Below are 22,618 nucleotides of genomic sequence, written 5' to 3'. Positions count from 1 at the left end.
AAAAAAAACCCTTCATCCTAGTAGGGACGAGAGGTTCCCGCGGTACCACCCTGCTTATCACCTGCTACATCGTAGTAGCGGATGATCGCTTGATTTCATAACGACATCACTGCCGGCAGGGATTAACCTGCACTCGAAGACTGGCTTTCAATGGGCTTCACCAAAAGGTCTTCCAGCCATGTTTCTTCCACGTTCGCGGGAAAAGGAAACAAGGACCTTTCTCTCTGAAGGTAGCTAGCATCTACTTCGGTCTCGTCAACGCATTATTTATGGATTGTAAGGGTATTATACCATGCTTTCCGCTAGCGTCAAACTCCTCACTCTTCGATTATCTCTCATTTAACGAGTGGGTAATCAAATGATCCACTACCACTTTACAGGAAGCAAAGAAAGGAACCGCTAGAATTAAGCCAATGATTCCAGCTACTTCCCCTCCCACCAACAGAGCAAATATAATCAACAGAGGGTGCATGCGAAGCGTTCGCCCCACAATCTGGGGAGAAAGTACATTTCCCTCCAAGACTTGAACGATCAAATTTATCGTGATCACAAATAAAACCATTTTAAAGGAAATGGTCAGCCCAACGAGTACAGCGGGAATTGCTCCAATAAAGGGGCCAAGGAACGGAATCACATTAAAGGTTCCCACAACAAGAGCTAACAACAAGGCATAAGGCAAACCAATCACTAAGTACCCGATATAGGAAAGAAGACCGACGACAAAACAGACAAGCAATTGACCACGGACATAATTACCAAGTGCATGATCGATCTCCTTCACGACCTGGATAATTTCACGACGCCGTGTCCCTGGTAGTAAAGCTACCAACGACTTTTCAAAAATCGCTACATCCTTCAGCATATAGAACGCCAGAAACGGAATGATAAAAGCGATAAATAGCTGGTTGAGGGTACTACCAATACCATTTGTCGTCTGCCCGATGGAATCGGTGATCATTCCTTCAATCTGATCGAATGACTTCTCAATTCCCTTACGAACGCTTTCAGGGAGAAGTTCTTTATTATGATTGAATTGGTCCATCCACTGGTGCATCTCCTCATGCCAATGCGGTAGATGTTCCATCAGTTCAGCCATCTGACGATTTAAAAGCGGAGCCGTATTCATAAAGACCACGGTCAGCGAACCGATAAAAATCGCATAGATTAAAAGCACCGCCATCGACCGTGGAACGGCCCGATTGCTTAGCAATGTAACCACAGGATTAAGTAAATACGAAATAATCATGGCGAACAGAAAGGGTGTAAAAATGGTTTTAATAAATGCCCAAATTCCAGCCAGAAAGGAGCCTAATTGCACAATAAGAAAGAGAATCGCAATCATCAGTAGCACAAAGAGCGCTACCTGAATATGCGATTCTTTCGGAAGCCACTTCATCCATCCACTCCCCCCTGCTTGTCAATCCATACCCTAGTATATGTACAACCCTTTCAGATTAAGCCAAAAAAAAATCCGGGCAGTCTAAGCCCGGAAAAAATAAGTTCGCAGGAAGGATTGGTTCCTTTATTGGTTAGCGCGCGAAACGGCGCATCATGCCTCGTTTCATGATCCAAGACAACATCACATTGCGGATGGGCCGACGTTTAAAGTTCCCCTTAAACTGCTCCCAGCGGCTACGACGCGCCATCATTCGGCGCACCATCCACGTTGCCAATGAGCCGATTACCAGGGTGGAGAGCCATTTGTTTTTCACGAATGCATTTCCCCCTTCGTGGATGTGGATGCTAAGTCCAGTTTACAAGAACAAATCATCAAGGGAAGACAGGCTTCCATCTTCCTCAACTTGAAACACCGCAGATATTTGTTCATCTTTCACTGCGAGCTCGATAAAACAGCTCCAGCAATAATACTGATGGGAACCCACTTTTCCCAGATCGTGTGAATTGCAGTTGGGACAGCGTAGCATGGTCTTCCCCCTACTTTTTCATCTTCTCCATGAGCTCTGTCCCGACGGTGGGTGCAATCAGAACATCTTCTCCCCAGGTCAAGGGCTGTTCAGAACGCAAAACTTTCCTTCCCTCTCTTAAGTCGCTTATCAATCCGTCGGAAAGCTCATACCCTACTAGCGTCCCCACTTCTTCCAAAAAATAGACGTTTTCGAGTATGCCTAATTCTTGACCTGTCGCTTGCACGACGGTCTGCCCTTTAAGCTGTTTGTCACCGGAGAAAAGGCCCATGCACTTTTCTGTTTTTTCATCGAGTGGAAGAACCGCCTGCTGGCTACTCACCATCACCGCATCGCTACCCATCACTTCGATCTGGGAAGCCGGGACAAATTGACCCCGCTTCACCCATCGACCACTTTCCAACAAGAGTCCATGAAATTGTTGTTGATCACTAAACAACACGTCACGAACGACGCCTAACTTTTTTCCATCTTTCAGATGGATCACGGGTAAACCGATGATGTCTTGGGATCGGCGCAAGGATCTCCCCCTCCTCCCGCTCCCATTAGTATGGGTTGCCGGTCGAGGTTTGATGTTGGAAGATCATAGCCACTCCCGAATCAAGTCGGCTAGATGACTATTTCGCTCCTGCCCATCATCGTGCTTGATACCGGACTCCATAGCTTCCACCTCTCCACACAAAATGAGGTACGACTGACTTCGTGTCACACCTGTATAAATAAGGTTGCGCTTTAGCATCCGCCGATACGCTTTCAGTATAGGCATAATGACAATAGCAAACTCAGAGCCCTGTGCTTTATGAATAGAACACGCATAAGCTAAGCTAAGTTGATTCAGTTGATTGCGCTTGTAGGGAACTTCTCGCCCATCAAAATTCACCCATAATACAGGATCCTCTTGTGGCGCATCCTCATCCAATGACATCACTTGTCCCATATCACCGTTAAACACAGGGTGTTCAGGGTGGTTCTTCAATTGCAGGACCTTATCATGTAAGCGGAAAAACGTCTCTCCCCAATGCACCTCTTTTTTTCCTGGATGAGGGGGATTGATCGCTTCTTGAATAGCGGCGTTCATCCGATTGACACCTGCGTCTCCTTTGTACATAGGAGCTAGTACCTGTACGTCAAACAAAGTATATCCCCGATTTAAAGCTTCACGAACCGTTTTCAAAACAACCTCTACCGTTTGTTCACGAGACGTAGGAAAAAAGCGCCGATCGGGTAGAGGCAATCGTAGATCTTTCGGCAACTCTCCTCCCTTAATGGCATGTGCCAACTGAATGATGGAAGATCCTTCTTTCTGTCGAAAAATATCCGTCAATTGTACCCGCGGAATTTGCTCCACATCCAACAAATGATGAAGGACTTTCCCCGGCCCCACAGAAGGCAGTTGATCCGCATCCCCTACTAATAGCACCTGCATTCCTTTGGGAATCGCACGGAACAATTGGTTGGCAAGCCAGATATCCATCATGGAGACTTCATCCACAATCAAGAGCGATCCCTCAATAGGATGATTGCTGTCTCGCTCAAAAAACTCTCCCTTCCAACCCAGTAGCCGGTGAATGGTTGTGGCTGGTAGGCCCGTTGTCTCCGACATTCGTTTGGCCGCACGTCCTGTCGGTGCGGCCAAACGAATCGGATACGGATCTTCAATGCCTTCGTAATCACTCGGCTCGAGCGAGCATTCGTGCAATTGAGCAAACATCTGACAGATTCCACGGATAACAGTCGTTTTCCCGGTCCCAGGTCCTCCCGTTAAAATCATGAGTGGAGATTGAAGAGCGGCCATCATGGCTTCTCGTTGCTTCTCTGCATAAGCAACGCCTAACCCCTCTTCTACTTCTCCCATTGCTTGATAAAGTTCCTGTACAGGGAACTCAACTGCCTCTTCCGCGAGTAATTGCTTCACTCGTGATGCCATTCCATACTCCGCATAGTACAGTGAAGGGAGATAAATCCTTTCTTGGTCATCCAACAACTTTTCTTCCGCAATCAGATCCATAAGAAGACGCTCTCGCTCTTCCGATGAGAAGGCCCGATCAAAGTCCGCCTCCAATAATAATCTCACTCTTTCTTCCACTTGCGATTGCGTTAAAAAAACATGTCCTTCGGAGAGCGATGCCTCAGAGACAGCATACAGTAATGCTGCTTGATACCGCTTAGGCGAGTCACTTGCAACGCCAATGCTAAGCGCTACCTCATCCGCTTTATGAAAACCAATTCCCTCAATATCCTCGATTAATTTATAGGGCTCCTTTTCAACAAAATCGACTGTATGTTCCTTGTATTCTTGGACAATTTTCATCGCCAAGATCGGACCGATGCCATGACGATACAGAAAGACCATGGCCCGCTCTAAGGAGCGGTGTCCTTTTAATCCATCAGCAATGCTTTTGGCCCGTTCTGAGGTGATACCTGGAATATCGGAGAGAACCTCAGGTTCGGTTGCAATCCGATCGAGTGCTTCGCTTCCAAGATGCTCTACGATTTTTTCCGCTGTTTTCGTTCCCACGCCATGGAAAATGTCACTGGATAAATATTTAATAATCGCTTGGTGTGAGGTTGGCATCTCTTTTTGTAGGCTAAGCACCTCAAACTGTTCACCAAAACGCGGGTGCTCTTTCCACTGTCCATAACAGACCAGGGATTCGTCAGGATGTGGTCGGATAAAATGACCGACGATGGTAACGGCTTTCTTCTGTATCTTTTCCGACGCTTCTTTTACATGTAGCACAAAAACACCAAAACCGTTCTCTTCGTTGTAAAAGATTTCGCGTTCCAGTGTCCCTTTGAGAAAGGGACGGTTTTCTGTTGTATCCAATGAGGGATCTCCCATTGTCCATCACCTCATCATTCTTTTCCTTCTGCCTGATCAGGGTAAGCAGTGATTTTTTTATATAAAACAATCATGGTTGGTGACTCACGCCTCCAGATAAAGTAGGCTGCGTGGGAGTTTTGGGTTCTCTCGTGGCGTGGTTGATGGGCGGGCGGCATCTCCCTTCGTTCCATGATCCACGGCTCAGAGTCTCTCAGTGAGAAACCGCTCGCCCATCTTCCAATCATTCTTAGGGTGAGCTTTCACCCTTTTTAAGAAGGTCGGTCGCTCCATATATAACGAAAGCTATATTCACTGGGTGGAGACTTTTCATTTTAAACCGTCATGGTCTGTACCCCACGCCCCCGGATGAAAGCAGGCTGCGTGGGAGCATCAGGTTCTCTCGTGGCGTGGGCTATCCCTCTGTACGCAATCGATTGACAATGTCCGCTGTTTTGCGTGCGGCGATTCTCACTTGTTCTTCGTCGTTACCTAGGCCAAAGCTAAAGCGTACGGCAGAGCGAGCCCGTTCATCGGGTAAGTGCATCGCACGCAGGACATGAGAGGTCTCCAGTGTGCCTGATGTACAGGCAGAGCCGCTTGCGCATGCAATGCCTTCTAAGTCCAGGTTCATGAGCAGTGTTTCCGTATCGACCCCTGCAAAACTCACATTTAAAATATGGGGAAGGTGGTCCATGGGATGCCCATTCACTGTATAGGAGAATGAGAGATCCTCCCATTCCTGTAGCATGGATCGCCTTAGGTTTGTTAACTGCTGAGGATATTCTCGTAAGGAGGAACTCGCTAAGCGAGTGGCCGTGCCAAATCCAACAATCCCAGGCACATTTTCTGTCCCTCCTCGTCGCTTCCGCTCCTGGCTCCCACCGTGTAGGAGAGGAAGAAAAGGCGTGCCTTTCCGTATATAAAGTGCGCCAACTCCTTTGGGACCGTTCACTTTATGGCTGGAGAGGGAGAGAAAATCCACCGGTAGAGTAGAAACATCTACATCCGCCACTCCCAAGGCTTGTACCGCATCGGTATGAAAAGAAAGGTTATGCCGTCTGGATATTTCACCAATAGACGAAATTGGATTCAGGGTTCCGACTTCATTGTTGCCATAAATGATACTGATGAGCGCTGTTTTTTCATCAATGGCTTCTTCCACCGCTTGCGGATTTACCTGTCCCCTTTTATCTACCGGTACATAAGTTATACGAAAACCGAGCGATTCCAGGAACTGGCAGGTATCCATGACGGCTTTGTGTTCCACGGTAGAAGTGATGATATGATCTTTCCCCTCTGCTTTCCTTGCCATCAATCCCCCAATGAGAGCGGTGTTATCGCTCTCTGTTCCCCCACTCGTAAATACGATCTCAGACGGATCTGCGTGAACCGCATTCGCTATCTGACTTCGTGCCTCGTCAATCGCATGCCGCACCGTTCTCCCATACGTATGTAAACTAGAAGGGTTGCCAAAGTGGGTCTCAAGAAAAGGCAACATAGCCGTACGCACCTCAGGGTGAATAGGGGTCGTGGCTGCGTGATCCAAATAGATGGACATCTTTTTCACCTACATTTCAGATATAAAACATATAGGAGCCTTTGCCTCCATTGGTGGTATCTTGGATTAGATCTGCTAGTGTTGTCTCATCCAATTCTTTTTCAATTGCTGTTTGTACTCGCTTCCATAGCGCACGCTGTGCCTCATTCTCCTCTTCTTCCAGTTCAACGGGGGAGATGGGACCTTCCAGTACACGAATGATGTCTCCTGCTGTAATCTTTTCTGGAGTACTCGCTAAGACATACCCTCCGTAAGCTCCACGCACACTGCGAACCAGTCCTCGATTTCTAAGAGGGGCAATCAACTGCTCTAAATAATGCTCGGATAAGCGATGCCGCTTGGCAACACTTTTTAAAGGAATGGGTTTCCCGTCATATTGTTTGGCCAGATCCATCATAATGGTCAGGCCGTAGCGTCCTTTGGTTGACACTTTCATGTTCTACACCTCTTCCCATCGGCTTCAATATCTTTTATCCTTTAATTGTATCGAAAACAAGGGAGCGATCCAATAGGGAGGCTTTTCTTCCATGAATTTATTTGAGTACGGACAAGAACAACATGGACAAAATTCACAACCACTGGCGGCGCGCATGCGTCCACGCACATTGGATGAAATCATCGGACAAGCCCATATTCTCGGCAAAGGGAAGTTACTGCGACGCGCTATTGAAGCAGATCAACTCTCTTCGCTCATCTTTTATGGCCCCCCTGGCACAGGAAAAACCACGATTGCCAAAGTGATCGCCAATACGACATCCTCTCACTTCGCACAGCTAAACGCTGTTACTGCAGGGGTGGCCAATATACGTGAAATCGTAAAAGAAGCAAAAGAGCGACTGAGTATGCACCAAGTTCGAACCATTCTATTCATCGATGAGATTCACCGCTTCAATAAATCTCAACAAGATGCGCTTCTTCCCTATGTAGAAGAAGGAACGATCATTCTCATTGGAGCAACGACAGAAAACCCTTCCTTCGAAGTAAACAATGCGCTCCTTTCTCGTTCACGGGTATTTGCGCTAAGGCCACTGGAATCAGAGGAGATGTTTCAGCTGGTCACGCGCTTGATCGAAGACGAAGAACGGGGATTGGGATCTTATCAAGTGATCATCGACGATGATGCGTTGGATCATCTCATTCGTGTAGCAGGTGGAGATGCACGAAACCTGATCAATGCCTTAGAACTGGCTGTGCTCACCACACACCCTAATGAAGAAGGAAAGAGGCAGATTACGCTGCCCATAGCAGAAGAATCCATTCAACAAAAGCGCATCCACTATGATAAGAATGGCGATATTCACTATGACACGATTTCTGCCTTCATCAAGAGCATGCGTGGCTCCGATGCGGATGCTGCCCTCTATTACTTAGCTAAAATGCTGCACGCAGGCGAAGATCCACGCTTTATTGTGCGCAGACTCTTGGTTCATGCCGCCGAAGATGTCGGGATAGCAGATCCGCGCGCATTGCTGATTACTCATGCGGCTGCACATGCGGTCGAACATGTCGGTATGCCCGAAGCACGTATCCCTCTAGCAGAGGCTGTCGTCTACATCGCAACCGCTCCCAAGAGCAATGCCATCATCAATGGAATCAACGAAGCGATGGCGGTAGTGGAAAAGGAAGAACGTGGCGATGTTCCACCTCATCTGTGGGATAGCCATGGAAAAAAAGGGCGACCAGGGGATCAGACGCACCGCTACCTGTATCCGCACAACCATCCTCACGGCTATGTAGAACAACAATACCTCCCCGATGAACATCACGGCAAAAAAATATATCAGCCTACCACCATTGGATATGAGGGGAAAGTAAAGACCTATTGGGAGGAAGTGAAGAAGGGGAAAGGAGAGCAGACGATTTAGGTGAAAATCTATATAAAATGGTACGGCGCTAGATAACATCTAGCGCCGGCTCCTTCATCTCTCCATCCTGGCTACGACTAGGGAGTGACATTTCCAAGGACTACGCGATCAACAGGAAGCTCCGCAACATCCTCTGCCACACCATTGTCTCCGATATTCGGTAGATCAGGCACCGTCGGTAACGTGACTCTTCTTACTTCTACGCCGAAACGGCGATTTAGAATACCAGCATATACTAAGCTGATTCCAATAACACTCGCCCTTCCTTGAGGATCATTGAGTACCAAGAAAGCTCTTCTATTGACAACAACGATTACTGTATTAGCACTAATCATAATCACTCCTTTTCATTTTTACTCAATATAATATGAATGATTCTATTATTCTGTCTATATTATTGGTACGGCGCTAGGTGTTATCTAGCGCCGATTCTTGCAACTCTCCATCCTGCCTACGACTAGGCAATGACACTTCCAAGGGCTGCGCGAAGGTCAGCAGGAAGATCCGCAACATCCTCTGCCAAACCATTATCTCCGAAATTCGGTAGATCAGGCACCGTCGGCAACGTGACTCTTCTTACTTCTACGCCAAAACGGCGATTTAGAATAGCAGCATATACTAAGCTGATTCCAATAACACTCGCCCTTCCTTGAGGATCATTGAGTACCAAGAAAGCTCTTCTATTAACAACAACGATTACTGTATTAATCATAATCACTCCTTTTTCAATAATACACAATATACTATGAATGATTCTATTATTCCGTCTGTATTATTGGGAAGTTTTTAAGCCCAAATCTACTTTAGGAAAAAGATAGCTTAGAGTAACATTAATCCCCTTAAAGAAGAGTATTAATAGAATAGTGAAAATAAAGAGGCGGAATAAAGGATGGCTGTTCGGTATATCGCAACTGAAGGATAAATCCATATTTTCTCTACTCTAGACACTTCGCTAAAAAAGAAAGCCAATGAATGAATAGTCCTCCTTTTCATTCATACAATCATATTAAGAAAGGGTGATTCACATAGGTACTCATGAGGATAAGGATAAGAAGAAAAATAAGAACATCTTCAGAGAAGCAAGTCACGGCGCAAACCGTTTATTTCATCAGTCCGTGGATACTTCCAATGAGATCATCAAAAAAATATCAGGTAAGGATGGGCTCGTTGGGAAAGCAACAGATTATTCTTCAGACACACTAAAAAATGCATCCGACACAGGTGAAAAAATCGTCGATAAAACCATAGATAGTTCCTCCAATATTTATAAAGGAATAAAGAACAGAACGACCCATCGGAAAAAGAAAGGCGATAAAGATGAACAATAAACGAAAAGCTTCCTCATGATGAGGAAGCTTTTCGTTTAAATAAAAAAAGAGGCGAACCTGTCCACGTTCACATCTACCCGCTTCTTCTTTTTCTAATCGTTTCTCACAAATCCTGTTTCCTTCTCCATTGCTTCTACAATGGGATAGGCCTCTTGCCACGAATGAATACGAGGCAGATCATGTGCATAGTCCTCATTATAGGCAGCATGAACAATCACCGTCGGTATACCATTTTCCACAAGGCAATCCAAATGGTAAGGAGCATCTTCAAAGAAGAGTTGGACTCCCAATTCGGCAGCAATCTTTCCTTTGTTTTGTGAGCCCATCCGTAGATTTTCGCCATCATAGGGAAAGCCTTTTTCAGTCAACCACTTTTTCGTAATCTCCGTAATCTTTTTCATCCCAGGTCGTGCAGTAATGAAGATAATCTCATGTCCACGCTCGCGCAATTCGTTTAATATAGGAGCGGCATCAACCAACGGCTCACCAATAGAGTAAATGATATGCTCCATACGACGCCACATCGCTTTTCCTTCCTGGGGCGACAAACCATATGCTTTATCGAGGTGAAATTCTTTAATGTCTTCCACACGTACTTCCTTATTCAACTCTTTGTTATATACTTGCACGGCCGCCTGCTGGGTATGTTTGATGGTTCCATCAATATCTATTCCTATTTTCAACCGACCTCATCCTTTTTCACGTCATCACTCTCTAGATTTTAACACGAAACCGATAATTATGTACAAAAAAAAGAGGCCCCGGGAGTGCCGTAAGATCCCTAGTTTTGAACCTGCCTAAGCAGGTGGGTGCCCTGCACCGATGTTTACGGGTCCACACGAATGGAGGCATCCGCTCTCATCGATGACACCAAGCTCCCTTTGTGGAAGTGTTGGCTCAAAACTGTAGGATTATACGAGCATCTCAGAGCGTCTCTTTCTTTGTTGTTTTTATCTTACCACTGATTCCTTCCCTTTTCAAGCAGCAGATTGTGGACAAACCTTTCCAAGATCCACTTCATCTCTTCCTTACTTCTCTTCGTCTTCTAATAAAGAGATCTGTAGCGCCGCCAATTGCGTTTCATCCACTGGTGTGGGAGCGTCAGTGAGGAGGCAACGAGCTTGATTGGTCTTCGGAAAGGCAATACAGTCACGCAAGTTATCCCGCCCGGCGAGCAACATAACAATCCGGTCAAACCCAAGTGCAATCCCGCCATGTGGAGGTGCCCCATATTCAAATGCTTCGAGGAAAAAGCCGAATTGCTCATAAGCTTCCTCCATCGTAAATCCAAGCGCTGTGAACATTGCTTCTTGAACTTCGCGACGATAAATCCGTTGACTGCCTCCCCCGATTTCGTAACCGTTTAAGACCAAATCGTATGCTTGTGCACGCACATTTCCAGGATCTGTTGTCAATTTCTCTATGTCTTCAGCAACAGGCATCGTAAAGGGGTGGTGTTCAGCAAAATACCGATCTGCCTCTTCGTCGTACGCCAACAGCGGAAAGTCGGTCACCCAGAGGAAGCGATAGATCCCTTCCTCGATCAAACCCAGTTCACGCGCCAGTCGGGTGCGCAACTCACCTAATACGTGAGCGACAACAGATGGTTTATCCGCCACAAAGAGGATCATATCGCCCGTTTCTGCCTCTACTTTGTCCGCAATCGCCTGCCACTCTTCATCAGAGAGGAACTTGGCCACTGGACCTTTGTTTCCTTCTTCACGCACAGCTAGCCACGCTAATCCTTTAGCACCCAAATCTTGTGCTACCTTCCCCCAACCATCAACAATCTTACGACTCCAGTCTCCGCATCCTTTTACATTCAGTGCTTTGACGTGACCCCCATTGGCCACCGTAGAAGCAAAAACCTTAAAGCCACTTTCTTGAACGATCTCCGATAGGTCTTTGAGCTCCATATCAAAACGTAGATCCGGCTTGTCGGAACCAAAGCGAGCCATCGCTTCCTGATAGCTGAGACGGAGGAAAGGTCGTTCAACGGTGACTCCCAATGCCTCTTCAAATAGCTCCGTCATCATCTGTTCCATCATATCCATTAATTCATCCTGAGGAAGAAAGGAGGCTTCAATATCTACTTGTGTAAATTCAGGTTGCCGATCCGCACGTAGATCTTCATCGCGGAAGCAACGAGTAATTTGAAAGTACTTCTCCAATCCACCTACCATCAGTAGCTGCTTAAACATCTGTGGCGATTGGGGCAAAGCAAAGAAGTTTCCCGACTGAACACGACTCGGAACCAAATAATCTCGTGCACCTTCCGGCGTACTCCGTGTTAAAATCGGGGTTTCCACTTCCAAAAAGTCGCGCTGATCCAAATAGCCACGAATCAATTGCATCGCACGGTGGCGTAATTTGAGTGTCTGCTGCATCTGTGGACGACGTAGGTCGAGATAACGGTATTTCAACCGTACGGTTTCATCTACATCGATGTTATCTTCAATGGCAAGAGGAGGAGTTTTCGCCTCATTCAGTACCTGAATGCTTGTACATTCCAATTCAATTTGTCCTGTCTTCATGCTGGAATTGACCGTCTCTTCGGAACGCGCAGCCACTCTCCCTTGTACAGTCAGGACAAACTCACGTCGTACATCTTCTGCTATACTAACTGCTTCCTGAGATACTTCAGGGTGACATACCACCTGTACAATACCCGAACGGTCACGCAAATCAATAAAGATTAATCCACCTAGATCCCGCCGTTTTTGTACCCAACCACTCACCGTTACGAGTTCTCCAATGCTTTCACGATTCAGGTCACCACAATGGTGGGTTCTTCTCTTCTGGTCCATGTTTGCTCCTCCTAAGAATTCCTTTTCGCTTGCAGATAGACGACAACTTCATTTAAAGGAACTGCTTCTTGCTCCCCTGTGCTGAGCTCTTTCACTTGTACTTGATTTTTCTCGAGCTCTTCTTCCCCCAAGAAAATCACTCTGCTTGCTCCCGCACGATCCGCTGCTTTCATCTGTCCCTTTACTTTACGTTTTAATAGATCGCGCTCTGCTGTGAGTCCTGCTTGCCGCAGTTGATGTAAGAGCTTGGTCGCTTCCGCTTGCGCCTTCTCACCCAATACCACGAGATAGGCATCCAGTTCGGCTCTACTTGGGATATTCACTTGATTCGATTCCAGCGCGAGCAGAACGCGTTCGACACCGATGCCAAATCCGATGCCAGGCATTTCTGGACCTCCGAGCTCCGATACCATGCCATTATAGCGGCCACCTCCACCCAGCGTGGCTGCCGGTCCACCCGCTTCGCTTCCTTCCAATAGGTACTCAAAGGCTGTCCGTGTATAGTAGTCCAAACCTCGGACCAAGCGTGGATTGAGGTGATAAGGAACTTGCATCAAATCCAGCTCCTGCTTCACCTGTGCAAAATGGGTTTCACATTCCCCACACAACACATCCGTGATGTTGGGGGCATCCTTGAGAACCGACTGACAACTTTCCTTTTTGCAATCAAGAATCCGTAACGGATTACGTGTCAATCTTGATTGGCAATCGGCACAGAGCTCCTCTCGATGAGGCGTTAAATAGGCAACGAGCTTTTCCCGGTGGACAGGGCGACACGTGCTACAGCCCACGCTATTTAATTCCACTGATACCCTATTTAGTCCGAGCGAATGAAACCAATCGATACCCAGCGCGACCACTTCCGCATCACTTTCAGGCTCATAGGTTCCAAACAACTCCACACCAAACTGATGAAATTGTCGTTGACGTCCCGCTTGTGGACGTTCATAACGATACATCGGACCCATATAGTACCACTTTGTAGGTTGCGGATCTCCGAAAGCCTTATGTTCGACAAAAGCACGAACCACGGAGGCCGTCCCTTCTGGGCGTAAGGTTAAACTACGCCCCCCGCGATCTTCAAACGTATACATCTCTTTCTCTACGATATCTGTCGTCTCACCCACTCCGCGTTGAAATAGCTCGGTACTTTCAAACATGGGCGTACGGATCTCCGTGAAGCGATACTGCCGGCACACCTCACGTATTTTTTCTTCCACCCAATGCCATTTCGACACCTGACTGGGTAGAATATCTTGCGTTCCACGAGGCACTTTATATTTCATCCTAAATCCCTCCTTCATAAAAATAAACAATCTCCCGCCTCTGACTTGTCACTCATGTCAGGGACGAGAGATTGTTTTTACCGTTCAATCCACCCGCGGTGCCACCCTTGTTGAAGGAATCAATCCCTTCCGCTCGAAGGAACCTGGATATCGGTCGGTTAACCGTCTGACTCTACTAACCTTGTAGGTGTTCGCTCCAGAACCTCCGGGTGTCTTTCCTCAATTCGTATCAGAGAGACGTTTCCAGCCAATGACGTCTCCTCTCTGGCTGTACGGACAATCAAGTACTTTTCCCATCGCAGGTAAATTTATTGAGATGATTGTGTAGAAATTTTACTGCAAGCAAGCCCCCTTGTCAAGGTAAAGAGAAGATGATCATTGTAGATCGGTGATTTAAGATCAATAAAAATTACATTCATTAATAGATATACTGCTAAAAACACTTTTCGCGTCAGCGAAAAATAGGTGTACTCTCAGAGATAAAAAAGATAGAATAAATAGAGAGGGGCCATCATAAATAATACAAATAGATGAATACATAGATTAGGAGGCGTAACATGGAAAAGAAATTTCAAGAACTGAAACAGCTTCTTCAAGAAGTAAATGATTTAGAAAACGCTGCTGCCGTCCTCAGTTGGGATCAATCCACCTACATGCCAAGCAAGGGAGCCACTGCTCGCGGTCGTCAACTGGCTACGATTGGTAAGCTGGCACACGAGAAGTTTGTCGATCCCGCAATCGGACATCTCTTGGAAGCCCTGCTACCTTATGAAGAAAACGCTCCTTATGACAGTTTTGAAGCAAGTTTACTGCGCATTACACGTAAAAAGTATGAGAAAGCACTTCGTGTTCCCTCATCCTTCGTCTCGAAGTTTTACAATCATAGCTCAGAAGCCTATCAAGCTTGGACAAAAGCGCGTCCGGAGAACAATTTTAAAGCCGTTTTGCCTTATTTAGAGAAAACGCTTGAATACAGCCGTGAATTAGCCAATTTTCATCCCGGATACGAGCATATTGCCGATCCACTCATCGATGAAACAGATCCAGATATGAAAGCCTCCACCATCCGTCAACTATTTGCTCAGCTACGCGAAGAGCTCGTTCCCTTGGTACAAGCCATTACTGCACAAGAGGAAGTGGATCAATCTAGCATTCTGCAATCATTCCCGATTCACGAGCAGGAAGCGGTTTGTAAAGATATCGTGGGAAGACTGGGCTATGACTTTGAACGGGGTCGACTAGACACCACTCATCATCCCTTCATGACCAACTTTTCTATCGATGATGTCCGTATCACCACACGCTATCAAGAGAAGGACCTCAGTGACTCCATCTTCAGTACCATCCATGAAGCAGGGCACGCACTGTATGAATTGGGCATTGATAAACAGTTCGAGGGAACACCACTGGCCGGCGGAACTTCTTCCGGTGTACATGAAAGCCAATCGCGCTTATGGGAGAACCTCGTGGGTAGAAGCCGTCCGTTTTGGGAGTACTACTATCCATACCTTCAAGAAGCATTCCCACAACAATTAAAAGACATCTCTCTGGATACCTTTTATCGTGCCATCAACAAGGTCCAGCGCTCCTTGGTCCGAACCGATGCCGATGAAGTGACGTATAACTTGCACGTTATCATTCGCTTTGACTTGGAGATGGCCATGTTAGAAGGAAAACTGGCTGTACGGGATCTGCCCGAAGCATGGCATGCTCGCTATCAATCCGACCTTGGTATGAAAGCGCCAGATGACCGTAATGGAGCTTTGCAAGACATCCATTGGTATATGGATACGATCGGCGGTGCATTCCAAGGTTATACCCTGGGTAATATCATGAGTGCCCAATTCTTTGATGCAGCGGTAAGTAGTCACCCGGATATTCCAAAACAAATCTCCCAAGGAAACTTCACGGTCTTACATCAGTGGCTCAAAGAGAACATCTACCAACATGGGAGCAAGTACACTGCCGATGAAATCATGAAGAAAGCAACGGGGAGCGAACTCTCTATCGATCCTTATATCCGTTACCTGAAGAACAAGTTTGGAGAGCTTTACGGCCTATCACTGTAATACCCCCCCCTCTTGATGGAGAACGGTTAATCATCAGTTACACTATAGCCCGCCCAACATTGTGAGAGAATTGGCGCCTGGCTAGATACGAAAAAGCCACCTGGCTCAAATGAGCAGGTGGCTTTTTTCCTATAGATTATTTCCCGAGCACATTCTTCACTTTCTCCATCACATTCTCAACCGTAAAACCGAACTTCTCCATAACCATTCCACCAGGAGCAGAAGCGCCAAAATGATCGATACCGATAATGGTACCTTGATCGCCCACATATTTCTCCCATCCCGTGGGATGAGCCGCTTCCACTGCCACACGTGCTGTCCATTCTTTTGGCAAGACCGCTTCTCTATACTCAGCTGGTTGCTGTTCAAATAGTTCACGGCAAGGCATACTCACCACGCGCACATGGATATCCTGCTTCGCCAATTGCTCCTGGGCTTCCATCGCAAGGCTGGTTTCTGAACCCGTCGCAATCACGATGGCCTCTGCTTGGCCTCCTTTGGCTTCGGAGAGGACATAGCCACCTTTCATCGTTCCCTCTAACCCTTGCTCCGCTGTTCCCTCCAGGATCGGGAGGTTTTGACGGCTTAAGGCAAACGCTACAGGAGCTTTTGTCTGTTCGAGAGCAAAGCGGTACGCCGCCACTGTCTCGTTCCCATCTGCTGGACGGAAGGTGTAAAGACCAGGGATTAGACGCATCGAGGGAATCTGTTCCACCGGTTCATGCGTAGGCCCATCTTCGCCAACGGCAATGCTATCGTGTGTAAATACAAACAGAACCGGGAGGTGCGACAGCCCTGCTAGACGCATCGTCGGGCGCATGTAATCGGAGAAGACGAGGAAAGTGGCTCCAAAAACACGGAGACCGCCATGGTACATCATCCCGTTCAGCGCAGCCCCCATGGCATGTTCACGTACGCCGAACCAGATATTACGCCCACTGCGATCTTCCGCATGGAAAATCCCAGCTTCCTTCATGGTTGTTTTATTTGAAGAGGCGAGGTCAGCCGATCCTCCAAATAAAGTAGGGAAGGAATTCACCAAGGCATTCAGGACTTCACCAGAAGCCGAGCGAGTTGCTATCGCTTTGTCGGTCGGTTGGTAGGTAGGAAGCGATTTCTCCCATCCTTCCGGCAGTTTCCCTTCTAGTGAACGTTCCAGCTGCCGAGCCAAAGCAGCATGATCCTCGCGGTAGCGAGCCATCATATTTTGCCACTTGATTTCTGCCTGCGAACCCTTCTCCTTCAACTGAGCAAAGTGCGTACGGACCTCTTCCGGAACCGTGAACGGCTCACTGAACGACCAGCCGTATGCTTTTTTTACTTCCTCTACTTCATCGCCACCTAGTGGGGCACCATGCACCTTGTTGGTACCAGCCATATTGGGGCTACCATAGCCAATGACCGTACGTACTTCAATCATCGTTGGTTTTGTCTGTTCCGCTTGACCTTGGCGAATCGCTTCCTCAATCGCTTCCAGATCATTTCCATCTTCTACACGCAACACTTGCCAACCGTAAGCTTCAAAGCGCTTTTTCACATCTTCGGTAAAGGCGTGTGAGGTTTCCCCATCCAACGAGATGTCATTGGAGTCATACAGAGCAATCAATTTGCCCAGTCGTTGATGACCGGCAAGCGAGGCCGCTTCGGAGGCGACACCTTCCATTAGATCGCCATCACTACACAGGGTATACGTATAGTGATCCACAACGGTGTAACTGCTTTGGTTATACATCGCCGCTAAGTGCTCTTCTGCCATGGCCATCCCAACAGCATTAGCCAGCCCTTGTCCCAATGGACCTGTCGTCGCTTCCACTCCAGCCGTATAGCCAAATTCGGGGTGTCCAGGGGTTTTACTCTCCCATTGGCGGAAAGATTGAAGTTCATCCATAGACAGAGCGTAGCCACTGAGATGAAGCAAGCTATAAAGTAACGCCGAGCCATGCCCAGCAGACAAGACAAAGCGATCGCGATCAAACCAATCCGGATTAGACGGATTATGTTTTAGAAAGCGAGACCATAAAACATACGCCATCGGGGCCGCTCCCATCGGGAGGCCGGGGTGACCAGAGTTGGCTTTTTCGATAGCATCAATAGAAAGCATGCGTAGGGTATTTACTGAAAGATCGTCAATCGACTGGCGTGGTGTCATTCGATCGTTTCCTCCTTATATTTAGAACCAAAAAGTACGTATTCGCTCGCTATTATAGCATAGCCTTCATCCATTTTATACTACATAGATTTCTTCCGTTTCTTAATCTATCTATGAGCGCTCCCCCTGATGACTTTCCAATAATAGGGTGACAGGTCCGTCATTGGTCAGCGATACCTCCATCATCGCACCAAAACGACCGGTTTCTACTTGGATGTCATACGAGCGTAAGCGCTCGTTAAATTGCTCATACCAGCGTTTTGCTTCCTCAGGAGCCGCCGCCGCCATAAAATTGGGACGTCGTCCTTTACGGCAATCGCCATACAGGGTAAATTGCGAAACAGAAAGAATGGAGCCCCCCTTCTCCAGCAAAGAACGGTTCATTTTCCCTTCTTCATCCGTAAATACCCGTAGGTTGACCACCTTATCAGCAAGGAAGTGCCAATCTTGTTCTTCATCACCTGTAGTAAAGCCCACCAGAAGGACCAGCCCTTCTCCTATTTGTCCTACCACTTCTCCGCCTACCGTAACGCTTGCCTTTTTTGCTCGTTGCAATAAAACACGCATAAGGTCATCCTTTCTACTCATGCCAACGGCTCTCACTTCGACCTGTCTATTCAGATAAGTGACAAAGGAGAAGCAAACACTTCTCCTTCGCCCCTACTCTATGCTCTCATTCATGGCTTGTCTACTGCATGAGTCGACGCACACTATAGATATCTTTCACCTTTTTGATTCGCTCTACTACCGCTTGCAAGTGTTTGATGTTTTCAATGGAGATCGAGAGATGAACCCGTGCCATGCCACGTCGATCCGCTTTCCCACTGACAGCCGTCAAGGTTACATCCTTCTCGGAGATCGCTTGTAATAAATCGTTGAGTAAACCACTGCGATCGAGGCCACTCACTTCAATATCCACATTGTACGATTTACTTGCCTCGCCGCCTTCCCACTGCACAGGAACCAATCGCTTATCTTCTACTGACTGGAGATTGGGGCAATCCGCACGATGAACGGACACTCCTCTTCCTTGCGTAACAAAACCGGCTATCTCATCACCTGGAACGGGATTGCAGCAACGCGACAAACGTACCAAGAGATTGCTTACCCCAATCACCTGAACACCATGCGACAACTTGTCTCGCCTTTGTGGCATGGCCTTCACATCCGGAAGGGTGATACTCTGTTTATTTTCTTCTGGGTTCAAACCTTGTGTTAGGCGGGTCACCACTTGTGCTGTCGAAATGCCACCATAACCGACGGCTGCATACATATCACTTTCATCTGCGAAATTAAACTTATCTGCTACCTTTTTGATCCGCTCATGGATCAATACTTCACCAGGTTGAAAATCGTGTTTTTTAAGCAGGGCTTCAATCATCTCTCGCCCTTTAGAAATGCTTTCTTCTCGTTGTTGTTTCTTAAACCAGTTACGAATCTTGGTTCGTGCGTGCGAGGACTTAACAATTTTGAGCCAATCCCGACTTGGACCATAACTATGCTTAGAAGTAAGGATTTCAATAATATCCCCCGTACGTAGCTTATGGTCTAAAGGAACCAACTTGCCATTCACTTTGGCACCAATACACTGGTTACCGATTTCAGTATGAATACGGTAGGCAAAATCGAGTGGGATGGAGCCCGCCGGCAGTTCAATGACATCTCCCTTTGGAGTGAAGACAAACACCGCATCGGAAAACCAGTCCACCTTCAGATTCTCCACAAATTCTTGTGCGTCTTTGGTCTCCTGTTGCGACTCCATAATTTCCCGAAACCACTGCAGTTTCTCTTCAAAGTTCCCACTATCCACTTCGGACCCTTCTTTATAAGCCCAGTGGGCCGCGATCCCGTATTCCGCCGTGCGGTGCATATCCTGCGTACGAATCTGTACCTCAATCGGCTCGCCGCGAAGTCCTAGTACGGTTGTATGCAAACTTTGATACATATTCACCTTAGGCATGGCAATATAGTCTTTAAAGCGTCCAGGCATTGGCTTCCAAATGGTATGAATCGTCCCCAGCGCCGCGTAACAGTCTCGTACTGAATCCACCAGCACACGAATCGCTAACAAATCATAAATCTCATTAAACTGCTTATTACGCTTCACCATCTTGCGATAAATGCTGTAAATATGCTTGGGCCTTCCAGATACCTCAGCAAGAAGCCCCATCTGAGCAAAGCGATCCTTTAACTGTTGAATCACCTCTTCTACATATTGCTCTCTTTCGGCTCGCTTTTGCTTCATCAGGTTGACGATGCGGTAGTACTGATAAGGGTTGAGATAACGCAGAGCCGTATCTTCCAACTCCCACTTCACCCGCGAGATCCCTAAGCGATGAGCAATCGGGGCAAAAATCTCCAACGTTTCATTGGCGATCCGCCTTCGCTTGGCTTCTGGTAGGTATTTTAACGTGCGCATATTGTGTAAACGGTCCGCTAATTTAATCATAATGACACGAATATCTTCAGACATCGCTAAAAACATCTTGCGGTGATTTTCCGCTTGATGCTCTTCACTCGATTTATATTTTAGCTTTTTCAATTTGGTGACACCATCTACCAGTTGAGCAGCTGTCTCCCCAAATTGTGTTTCAATCTCCTCTAATGTCGTTCCTGTATCTTCCACAACATCATGAAGCAGGGCTGCAACCAGTGTCGTCGCATCCATCCTCAGTTCCGCCAAAATTTCCGTAACAGCGAGCGGATGTAAAATGTACGGTTCTCCCGATTTTCTTGTTTGATCTCGATGCGCCATTTGTGCATACTCATATGCAGAATAGAGGCGATCCAAATCTTCCTCATTTAGATAGGAAGCTTTCTCTAGTAGCGATTCGATCGACATGGCTCATTCCACCTAGCAAAATAATCTGTCTCTGTTTTCCTATTATTATCGATCATGTTTCTATGAAAGTAAACCTTCATCTCTATATTTTATCTTCCATTTAAAAAGACGCCTGACCCAAAAGGTTAGGCGCCCCACCATTCACTTATTTTTTTAGCTCACTCGTGGTTGCTATCTGTGCAAAAGGGGTGAGTTGATCCACCGCATGTAAATGGCGCGTCACCTCATCATACTGCTCGGAACGCTTTGAATGCGAGGCATCATGTAGAAAGGTAAAGCGATAACCACGATGGTAGCCATCTACGATGGTCGCCAAGCAACACATGGTCGATCCGTATCCTGCAATATAGATCTCATAATCGCGTATGGACTCCAAAAACTGACGAAATTCTTCGCTGGAAAAGCATGAATAATCGCCTTTGGTAAAGCTATGTTCATCCGGAAGAGGAGCAAAGCCATCTATAAACTGACTATACTCCGAATCAGGATTAAAAATCTCACCTTCTTGTAGATGCCGTACATGTAGCACGACCCATTCGTGGGACCGTGCATAATCCAATGCTTCTTTGGCTTTGGTCAGTGAAGGACCGATCGAATCAATATAAAACGGGCGCCCCGAAGCAGCATATTCCTGCTGAATATCAATCAAGAGCAAAGCTTTCTTTTCCATAGGATTTCCTCCTTCTAATCGAGGGCTTTTTTGATCAGTGCCAGGTTGAGAGCTAAGCGTGCACGATACGAATCGAGTAGCATATACTCTTCGTCGGTGTGCATCCCACCACCGTAGGGACCGAGACCCACCAATAAGGCTATCCCAGTTTCAGCCAAATGATTGGCATCACTTCCGTAGCCCACTGCCTCTCCTGACAATTCCTGACCAAGTTCACGGCTCGCCTCTTGTGCTAAGCGATACAATTCATCCGTCGAACTGGCCGGCATAGCCGGTAGGGCAGCCAACTGTGTTAGCTCTGAGGCAGTGCCTTGCTTCAGGACAGGGTTATAGACATAACTACGGTCCGTAATTCTTTCCATTTTCCTCATGACGCGCTGGAGGTCTTTCTCTTCGACATAACGTACATCCACCTTAATGGACGCTTCTTCGCAAATGACATTGGGTTTGGTTCCCCCTGCGATCACTCCAGGATTCACATAGGGACCACCGTCATAGTTCGTCATCTTCACCATTTTGGAGACCTTACGCGCTGCTTCCGTACATGCATCAATTCCCTGTTGAGGCTCCATCCCCGCATGCGCCGCTTTACCCGTAATATCAATCTGCAGCCAGCGAACGCCCATATGAGCAGTAACAACGGATCCATCTGGCAATCCAGGTTCCAACACAAGTGCATAAGATAAATCCTCAGTCAGCTCTTTTAACAACGATTTCGAATGAACCGAGCCGGTCTCTTCATCGTCATTGATAATGATGCGAATCTTGCTTGCCAACTCGGGGTCGGTTTGATTTAACTGATCCACAAGATTGAGCATCATCACCAATCCCCCTTTCATATCAATGACTCCGGGACCGATCAGGCGGTCTTCCTCTACACGAAATTCTTGAAAAGAACTGCTCGCTTCAAACACCGTATCCAAATGCCCCACCAATGCCAACTCCGGCTCTGCTCCCTCCTTTTCAAACGAGAGCACTTTATGCCCCTCTCCTGCATCATGTACCGTCCCTTCAAATCCGATGGAAGAGAAAGCTTCTAGGAGAATCAATCGATTCTGCTCCAGCCCTTCAACATTTCCCGAGCCAGAATTCGTCTCCACCAACTGTTGCAATACTTCCACCCAGCGACCATCAATTCCTTCCAATGGATAGGGATTTTTTGTAGACTCCTGAGCCGAAGCTGCCGCTTGCATCATACTCATCCCTACTAATATCAAAATGAGCAGCCACCGCCATCCATGTGTAACACCCTGTCTCTTCATAACGAGCCTCATCCTTTCTGTCTGCCTAATGAA

At 47.1% G+C, this 22,618-nt stretch carries 20 protein-coding genes and 1 other RNA gene; 3 read left to right on the top strand and 18 right to left on the bottom strand.

Annotated elements, in window-relative coordinates:
• Window positions 1-328 precede the first annotated feature (328 nt).
• The 7 genes from AC6RGY_RS01525 to cymR all read right to left on the bottom strand — a co-directional run bounded on the left by AC6RGY_RS01525 (window position 329) and on the right by cymR (window position 6,743).
• Window positions 329-1,396 carry an AI-2E family transporter gene (locus AC6RGY_RS01525; protein ID WP_499859150.1) on the bottom strand — a complete coding sequence of 356 codons (1,068 nt, stop codon included), beginning with the start codon at window positions 1,394-1,396 and terminating at the stop codon, window positions 329-331.
• Between the two features lie 133 nt (window positions 1,397-1,529).
• Window positions 1,530-1,712, bottom strand: coding sequence for a hypothetical protein (locus AC6RGY_RS01520; protein WP_499859147.1), 183 nt, complete (start codon window positions 1,710-1,712; stop codon window positions 1,530-1,532).
• A gap of 42 nt (window positions 1,713-1,754) precedes the next feature.
• Window positions 1,755-1,925 carry a YrzR-like zinc ribbon domain gene (locus tag AC6RGY_RS01515; protein ID WP_499859146.1) on the bottom strand — a complete coding sequence of 57 codons (171 nt, stop codon included), beginning with the start codon at window positions 1,923-1,925 and terminating at the stop codon, window positions 1,755-1,757.
• A gap of 10 nt (window positions 1,926-1,935) precedes the next feature.
• Window positions 1,936-2,445: a PRC-barrel domain-containing protein gene (locus AC6RGY_RS01510; RefSeq protein ID WP_499859144.1), complete on the bottom strand. Its 510-nt coding sequence runs from the start codon at window positions 2,443-2,445 to the stop codon at window positions 1,936-1,938.
• 63 nt (window positions 2,446-2,508) lie between these two features.
• Complete coding sequence (gene recD2 / locus AC6RGY_RS01505; protein WP_499859143.1) at window positions 2,509-4,752, bottom strand: SF1B family DNA helicase RecD2; 2,244 nt, start codon at window positions 4,750-4,752, stop codon at window positions 2,509-2,511.
• A 409-nt stretch (window positions 4,753-5,161) separates the two neighbouring features.
• A complete protein-coding gene (locus tag AC6RGY_RS01500) occupies window positions 5,162-6,307 on the bottom strand; it encodes a cysteine desulfurase family protein (RefSeq protein ID WP_499859140.1) in 1,146 nt (381 codons plus the stop codon).
• A gap of 16 nt (window positions 6,308-6,323) precedes the next feature.
• On the bottom strand, window positions 6,324-6,743 hold the full coding sequence (gene cymR / locus AC6RGY_RS01495; RefSeq protein WP_499859137.1) for a cysteine metabolism transcriptional regulator CymR: 420 nt from the start codon (window positions 6,741-6,743) through the stop codon (window positions 6,324-6,326).
• 91 nt (window positions 6,744-6,834) lie between these two features.
• Between cymR and AC6RGY_RS01490 the strand changes: the two genes are divergently transcribed.
• Window positions 6,835-8,172, top strand: coding sequence for an AAA family ATPase (locus AC6RGY_RS01490; RefSeq protein ID WP_499859135.1), 1,338 nt, complete (start codon window positions 6,835-6,837; stop codon window positions 8,170-8,172).
• A 77-nt stretch (window positions 8,173-8,249) separates the two neighbouring features.
• On the opposite strand, the gene AC6RGY_RS01485 is transcribed toward AC6RGY_RS01490, so the two are convergent.
• On the bottom strand, window positions 8,250-8,507 hold the full coding sequence (locus AC6RGY_RS01485; protein WP_499859133.1) for a hypothetical protein: 258 nt from the start codon (window positions 8,505-8,507) through the stop codon (window positions 8,250-8,252).
• A 122-nt stretch (window positions 8,508-8,629) separates the two neighbouring features.
• Window positions 8,630-8,884, bottom strand: a complete 255-nt coding sequence (locus tag AC6RGY_RS01480; RefSeq protein ID WP_499859132.1) for a hypothetical protein — start codon at window positions 8,882-8,884, stop codon at window positions 8,630-8,632.
• Window positions 8,885-9,188: 304 nt separating this feature from the next.
• On the opposite strand from AC6RGY_RS01480, the gene AC6RGY_RS01475 reads away from it, so the two are divergent.
• Window positions 9,189-9,500, top strand: coding sequence for a hypothetical protein (locus tag AC6RGY_RS01475; protein WP_499859131.1), 312 nt, complete (start codon window positions 9,189-9,191; stop codon window positions 9,498-9,500).
• Window positions 9,501-9,592: 92 nt separating this feature from the next.
• Here the strand turns inward: AC6RGY_RS01475 and AC6RGY_RS01470 are convergent, their stop codons facing one another.
• From AC6RGY_RS01470 to hisS, 4 genes are all read right to left on the bottom strand, one after another.
• On the bottom strand, window positions 9,593-10,183 hold the full coding sequence (locus AC6RGY_RS01470; RefSeq protein WP_499859129.1) for a 5' nucleotidase, NT5C type: 591 nt from the start codon (window positions 10,181-10,183) through the stop codon (window positions 9,593-9,595).
• Between the two features lie 71 nt (window positions 10,184-10,254).
• Window positions 10,255-10,434: non-coding RNA, 6S RNA (gene ssrS, locus AC6RGY_RS01465), on the bottom strand.
• A 94-nt stretch (window positions 10,435-10,528) separates the two neighbouring features.
• Window positions 10,529-12,307 carry an aspartate--tRNA ligase gene (gene aspS / locus AC6RGY_RS01460; RefSeq protein ID WP_499859127.1) on the bottom strand — a complete coding sequence of 593 codons (1,779 nt, stop codon included), beginning with the start codon at window positions 12,305-12,307 and terminating at the stop codon, window positions 10,529-10,531.
• An 11-nt stretch (window positions 12,308-12,318) separates the two neighbouring features.
• Complete coding sequence (gene hisS, locus AC6RGY_RS01455; RefSeq protein WP_499859125.1) at window positions 12,319-13,593, bottom strand: histidine--tRNA ligase; 1,275 nt, start codon at window positions 13,591-13,593, stop codon at window positions 12,319-12,321.
• A 557-nt stretch (window positions 13,594-14,150) separates the two neighbouring features.
• On the opposite strand from hisS, the gene AC6RGY_RS01450 reads away from it, so the two are divergent.
• The gene (locus AC6RGY_RS01450; protein ID WP_499859124.1) at window positions 14,151-15,662 is read left to right on the top strand and encodes a carboxypeptidase M32; all 1,512 of its coding nucleotides are present in this window, start codon (window positions 14,151-14,153) and stop codon (window positions 15,660-15,662) included.
• Between the two features lie 136 nt (window positions 15,663-15,798).
• Here AC6RGY_RS01450 and tkt read toward each other — a convergent pair whose 3' ends face one another.
• The 5 genes from tkt to AC6RGY_RS01425 form a co-directional block, all read right to left on the bottom strand.
• On the bottom strand, window positions 15,799-17,811 hold the full coding sequence (gene tkt, locus AC6RGY_RS01445) for a transketolase (RefSeq protein ID WP_499859123.1): 2,013 nt from the start codon (window positions 17,809-17,811) through the stop codon (window positions 15,799-15,801).
• Window positions 17,812-17,922: 111 nt separating this feature from the next.
• Window positions 17,923-18,378, bottom strand: a complete 456-nt coding sequence (gene dtd, locus AC6RGY_RS01440; protein WP_499861404.1) for a D-aminoacyl-tRNA deacylase — start codon at window positions 18,376-18,378, stop codon at window positions 17,923-17,925.
• Between the two features lie 121 nt (window positions 18,379-18,499).
• Window positions 18,500-20,653: a RelA/SpoT family protein gene (locus AC6RGY_RS01435; protein ID WP_499859121.1), complete on the bottom strand. Its 2,154-nt coding sequence runs from the start codon at window positions 20,651-20,653 to the stop codon at window positions 18,500-18,502.
• A 145-nt stretch (window positions 20,654-20,798) separates the two neighbouring features.
• Window positions 20,799-21,323 carry a cysteine hydrolase family protein gene (locus AC6RGY_RS01430; protein ID WP_499859120.1) on the bottom strand — a complete coding sequence of 175 codons (525 nt, stop codon included), beginning with the start codon at window positions 21,321-21,323 and terminating at the stop codon, window positions 20,799-20,801.
• A gap of 14 nt (window positions 21,324-21,337) precedes the next feature.
• Complete coding sequence (locus tag AC6RGY_RS01425; RefSeq protein ID WP_499859118.1) at window positions 21,338-22,585, bottom strand: M20/M25/M40 family metallo-hydrolase; 1,248 nt, start codon at window positions 22,583-22,585, stop codon at window positions 21,338-21,340.
• Window positions 22,586-22,618 lie beyond the last annotated feature (33 nt).

Source organism: Mechercharimyces mesophilus (assembly GCF_059818345.1).
The sequence above is the reverse complement of the archived record's forward strand: the minus strand, read 5'-3'. Positions and strand labels throughout refer to the sequence as shown.

Excerpts from the sequence above, each read along its gene's own strand:
- AC6RGY_RS01490 (WP_499859135.1), top strand. The coding sequence starts at position 6,835 with ATGAATTTATTTGAGTACGGACAAGAACAACATGGACAAAATTCACAA.
- AC6RGY_RS01485 (WP_499859133.1), bottom strand. The coding sequence starts at position 8,507 with ATGATTAGTGCTAATACAGTAATCGTTGTTGTCAATAGAAGAGCTTTC.
- tkt (WP_499859123.1), bottom strand. The coding sequence starts at position 17,811 with ATGACACCACGCCAGTCGATTGACGATCTTTCAGTAAATACCCTACGC.
- cymR (WP_499859137.1), bottom strand. The coding sequence starts at position 6,743 with ATGAAAGTGTCAACCAAAGGACGCTACGGCCTGACCATTATGATGGAT.
- AC6RGY_RS01480 (WP_499859132.1), bottom strand. The coding sequence starts at position 8,884 with ATGATTAATACAGTAATCGTTGTTGTTAATAGAAGAGCTTTCTTGGTA.
- AC6RGY_RS01450 (WP_499859124.1), top strand. The coding sequence starts at position 14,151 with ATGGAAAAGAAATTTCAAGAACTGAAACAGCTTCTTCAAGAAGTAAAT.
- AC6RGY_RS01425 (WP_499859118.1), bottom strand. The coding sequence starts at position 22,585 with ATGAAGAGACAGGGTGTTACACATGGATGGCGGTGGCTGCTCATTTTG.
- AC6RGY_RS01515 (WP_499859146.1), bottom strand. The coding sequence starts at position 1,925 with ATGCTACGCTGTCCCAACTGCAATTCACACGATCTGGGAAAAGTGGGT.
- AC6RGY_RS01430 (WP_499859120.1), bottom strand. The coding sequence starts at position 21,323 with ATGGAAAAGAAAGCTTTGCTCTTGATTGATATTCAGCAGGAATATGCT.
- hisS (WP_499859125.1), bottom strand. The coding sequence starts at position 13,593 with ATGAAATATAAAGTGCCTCGTGGAACGCAAGATATTCTACCCAGTCAG.
- dtd (WP_499861404.1), bottom strand. The coding sequence starts at position 18,378 with ATGCGTGTTTTATTGCAACGAGCAAAAAAGGCAAGCGTTACGGTAGGC.
- AC6RGY_RS01435 (WP_499859121.1), bottom strand. The coding sequence starts at position 20,653 with ATGTCGATCGAATCGCTACTAGAGAAAGCTTCCTATCTAAATGAGGAA.
- AC6RGY_RS01525 (WP_499859150.1), bottom strand. The coding sequence starts at position 1,396 with ATGAAGTGGCTTCCGAAAGAATCGCATATTCAGGTAGCGCTCTTTGTG.
- aspS (WP_499859127.1), bottom strand. The coding sequence starts at position 12,307 with ATGGACCAGAAGAGAAGAACCCACCATTGTGGTGACCTGAATCGTGAA.
- AC6RGY_RS01500 (WP_499859140.1), bottom strand. The coding sequence starts at position 6,307 with ATGTCCATCTATTTGGATCACGCAGCCACGACCCCTATTCACCCTGAG.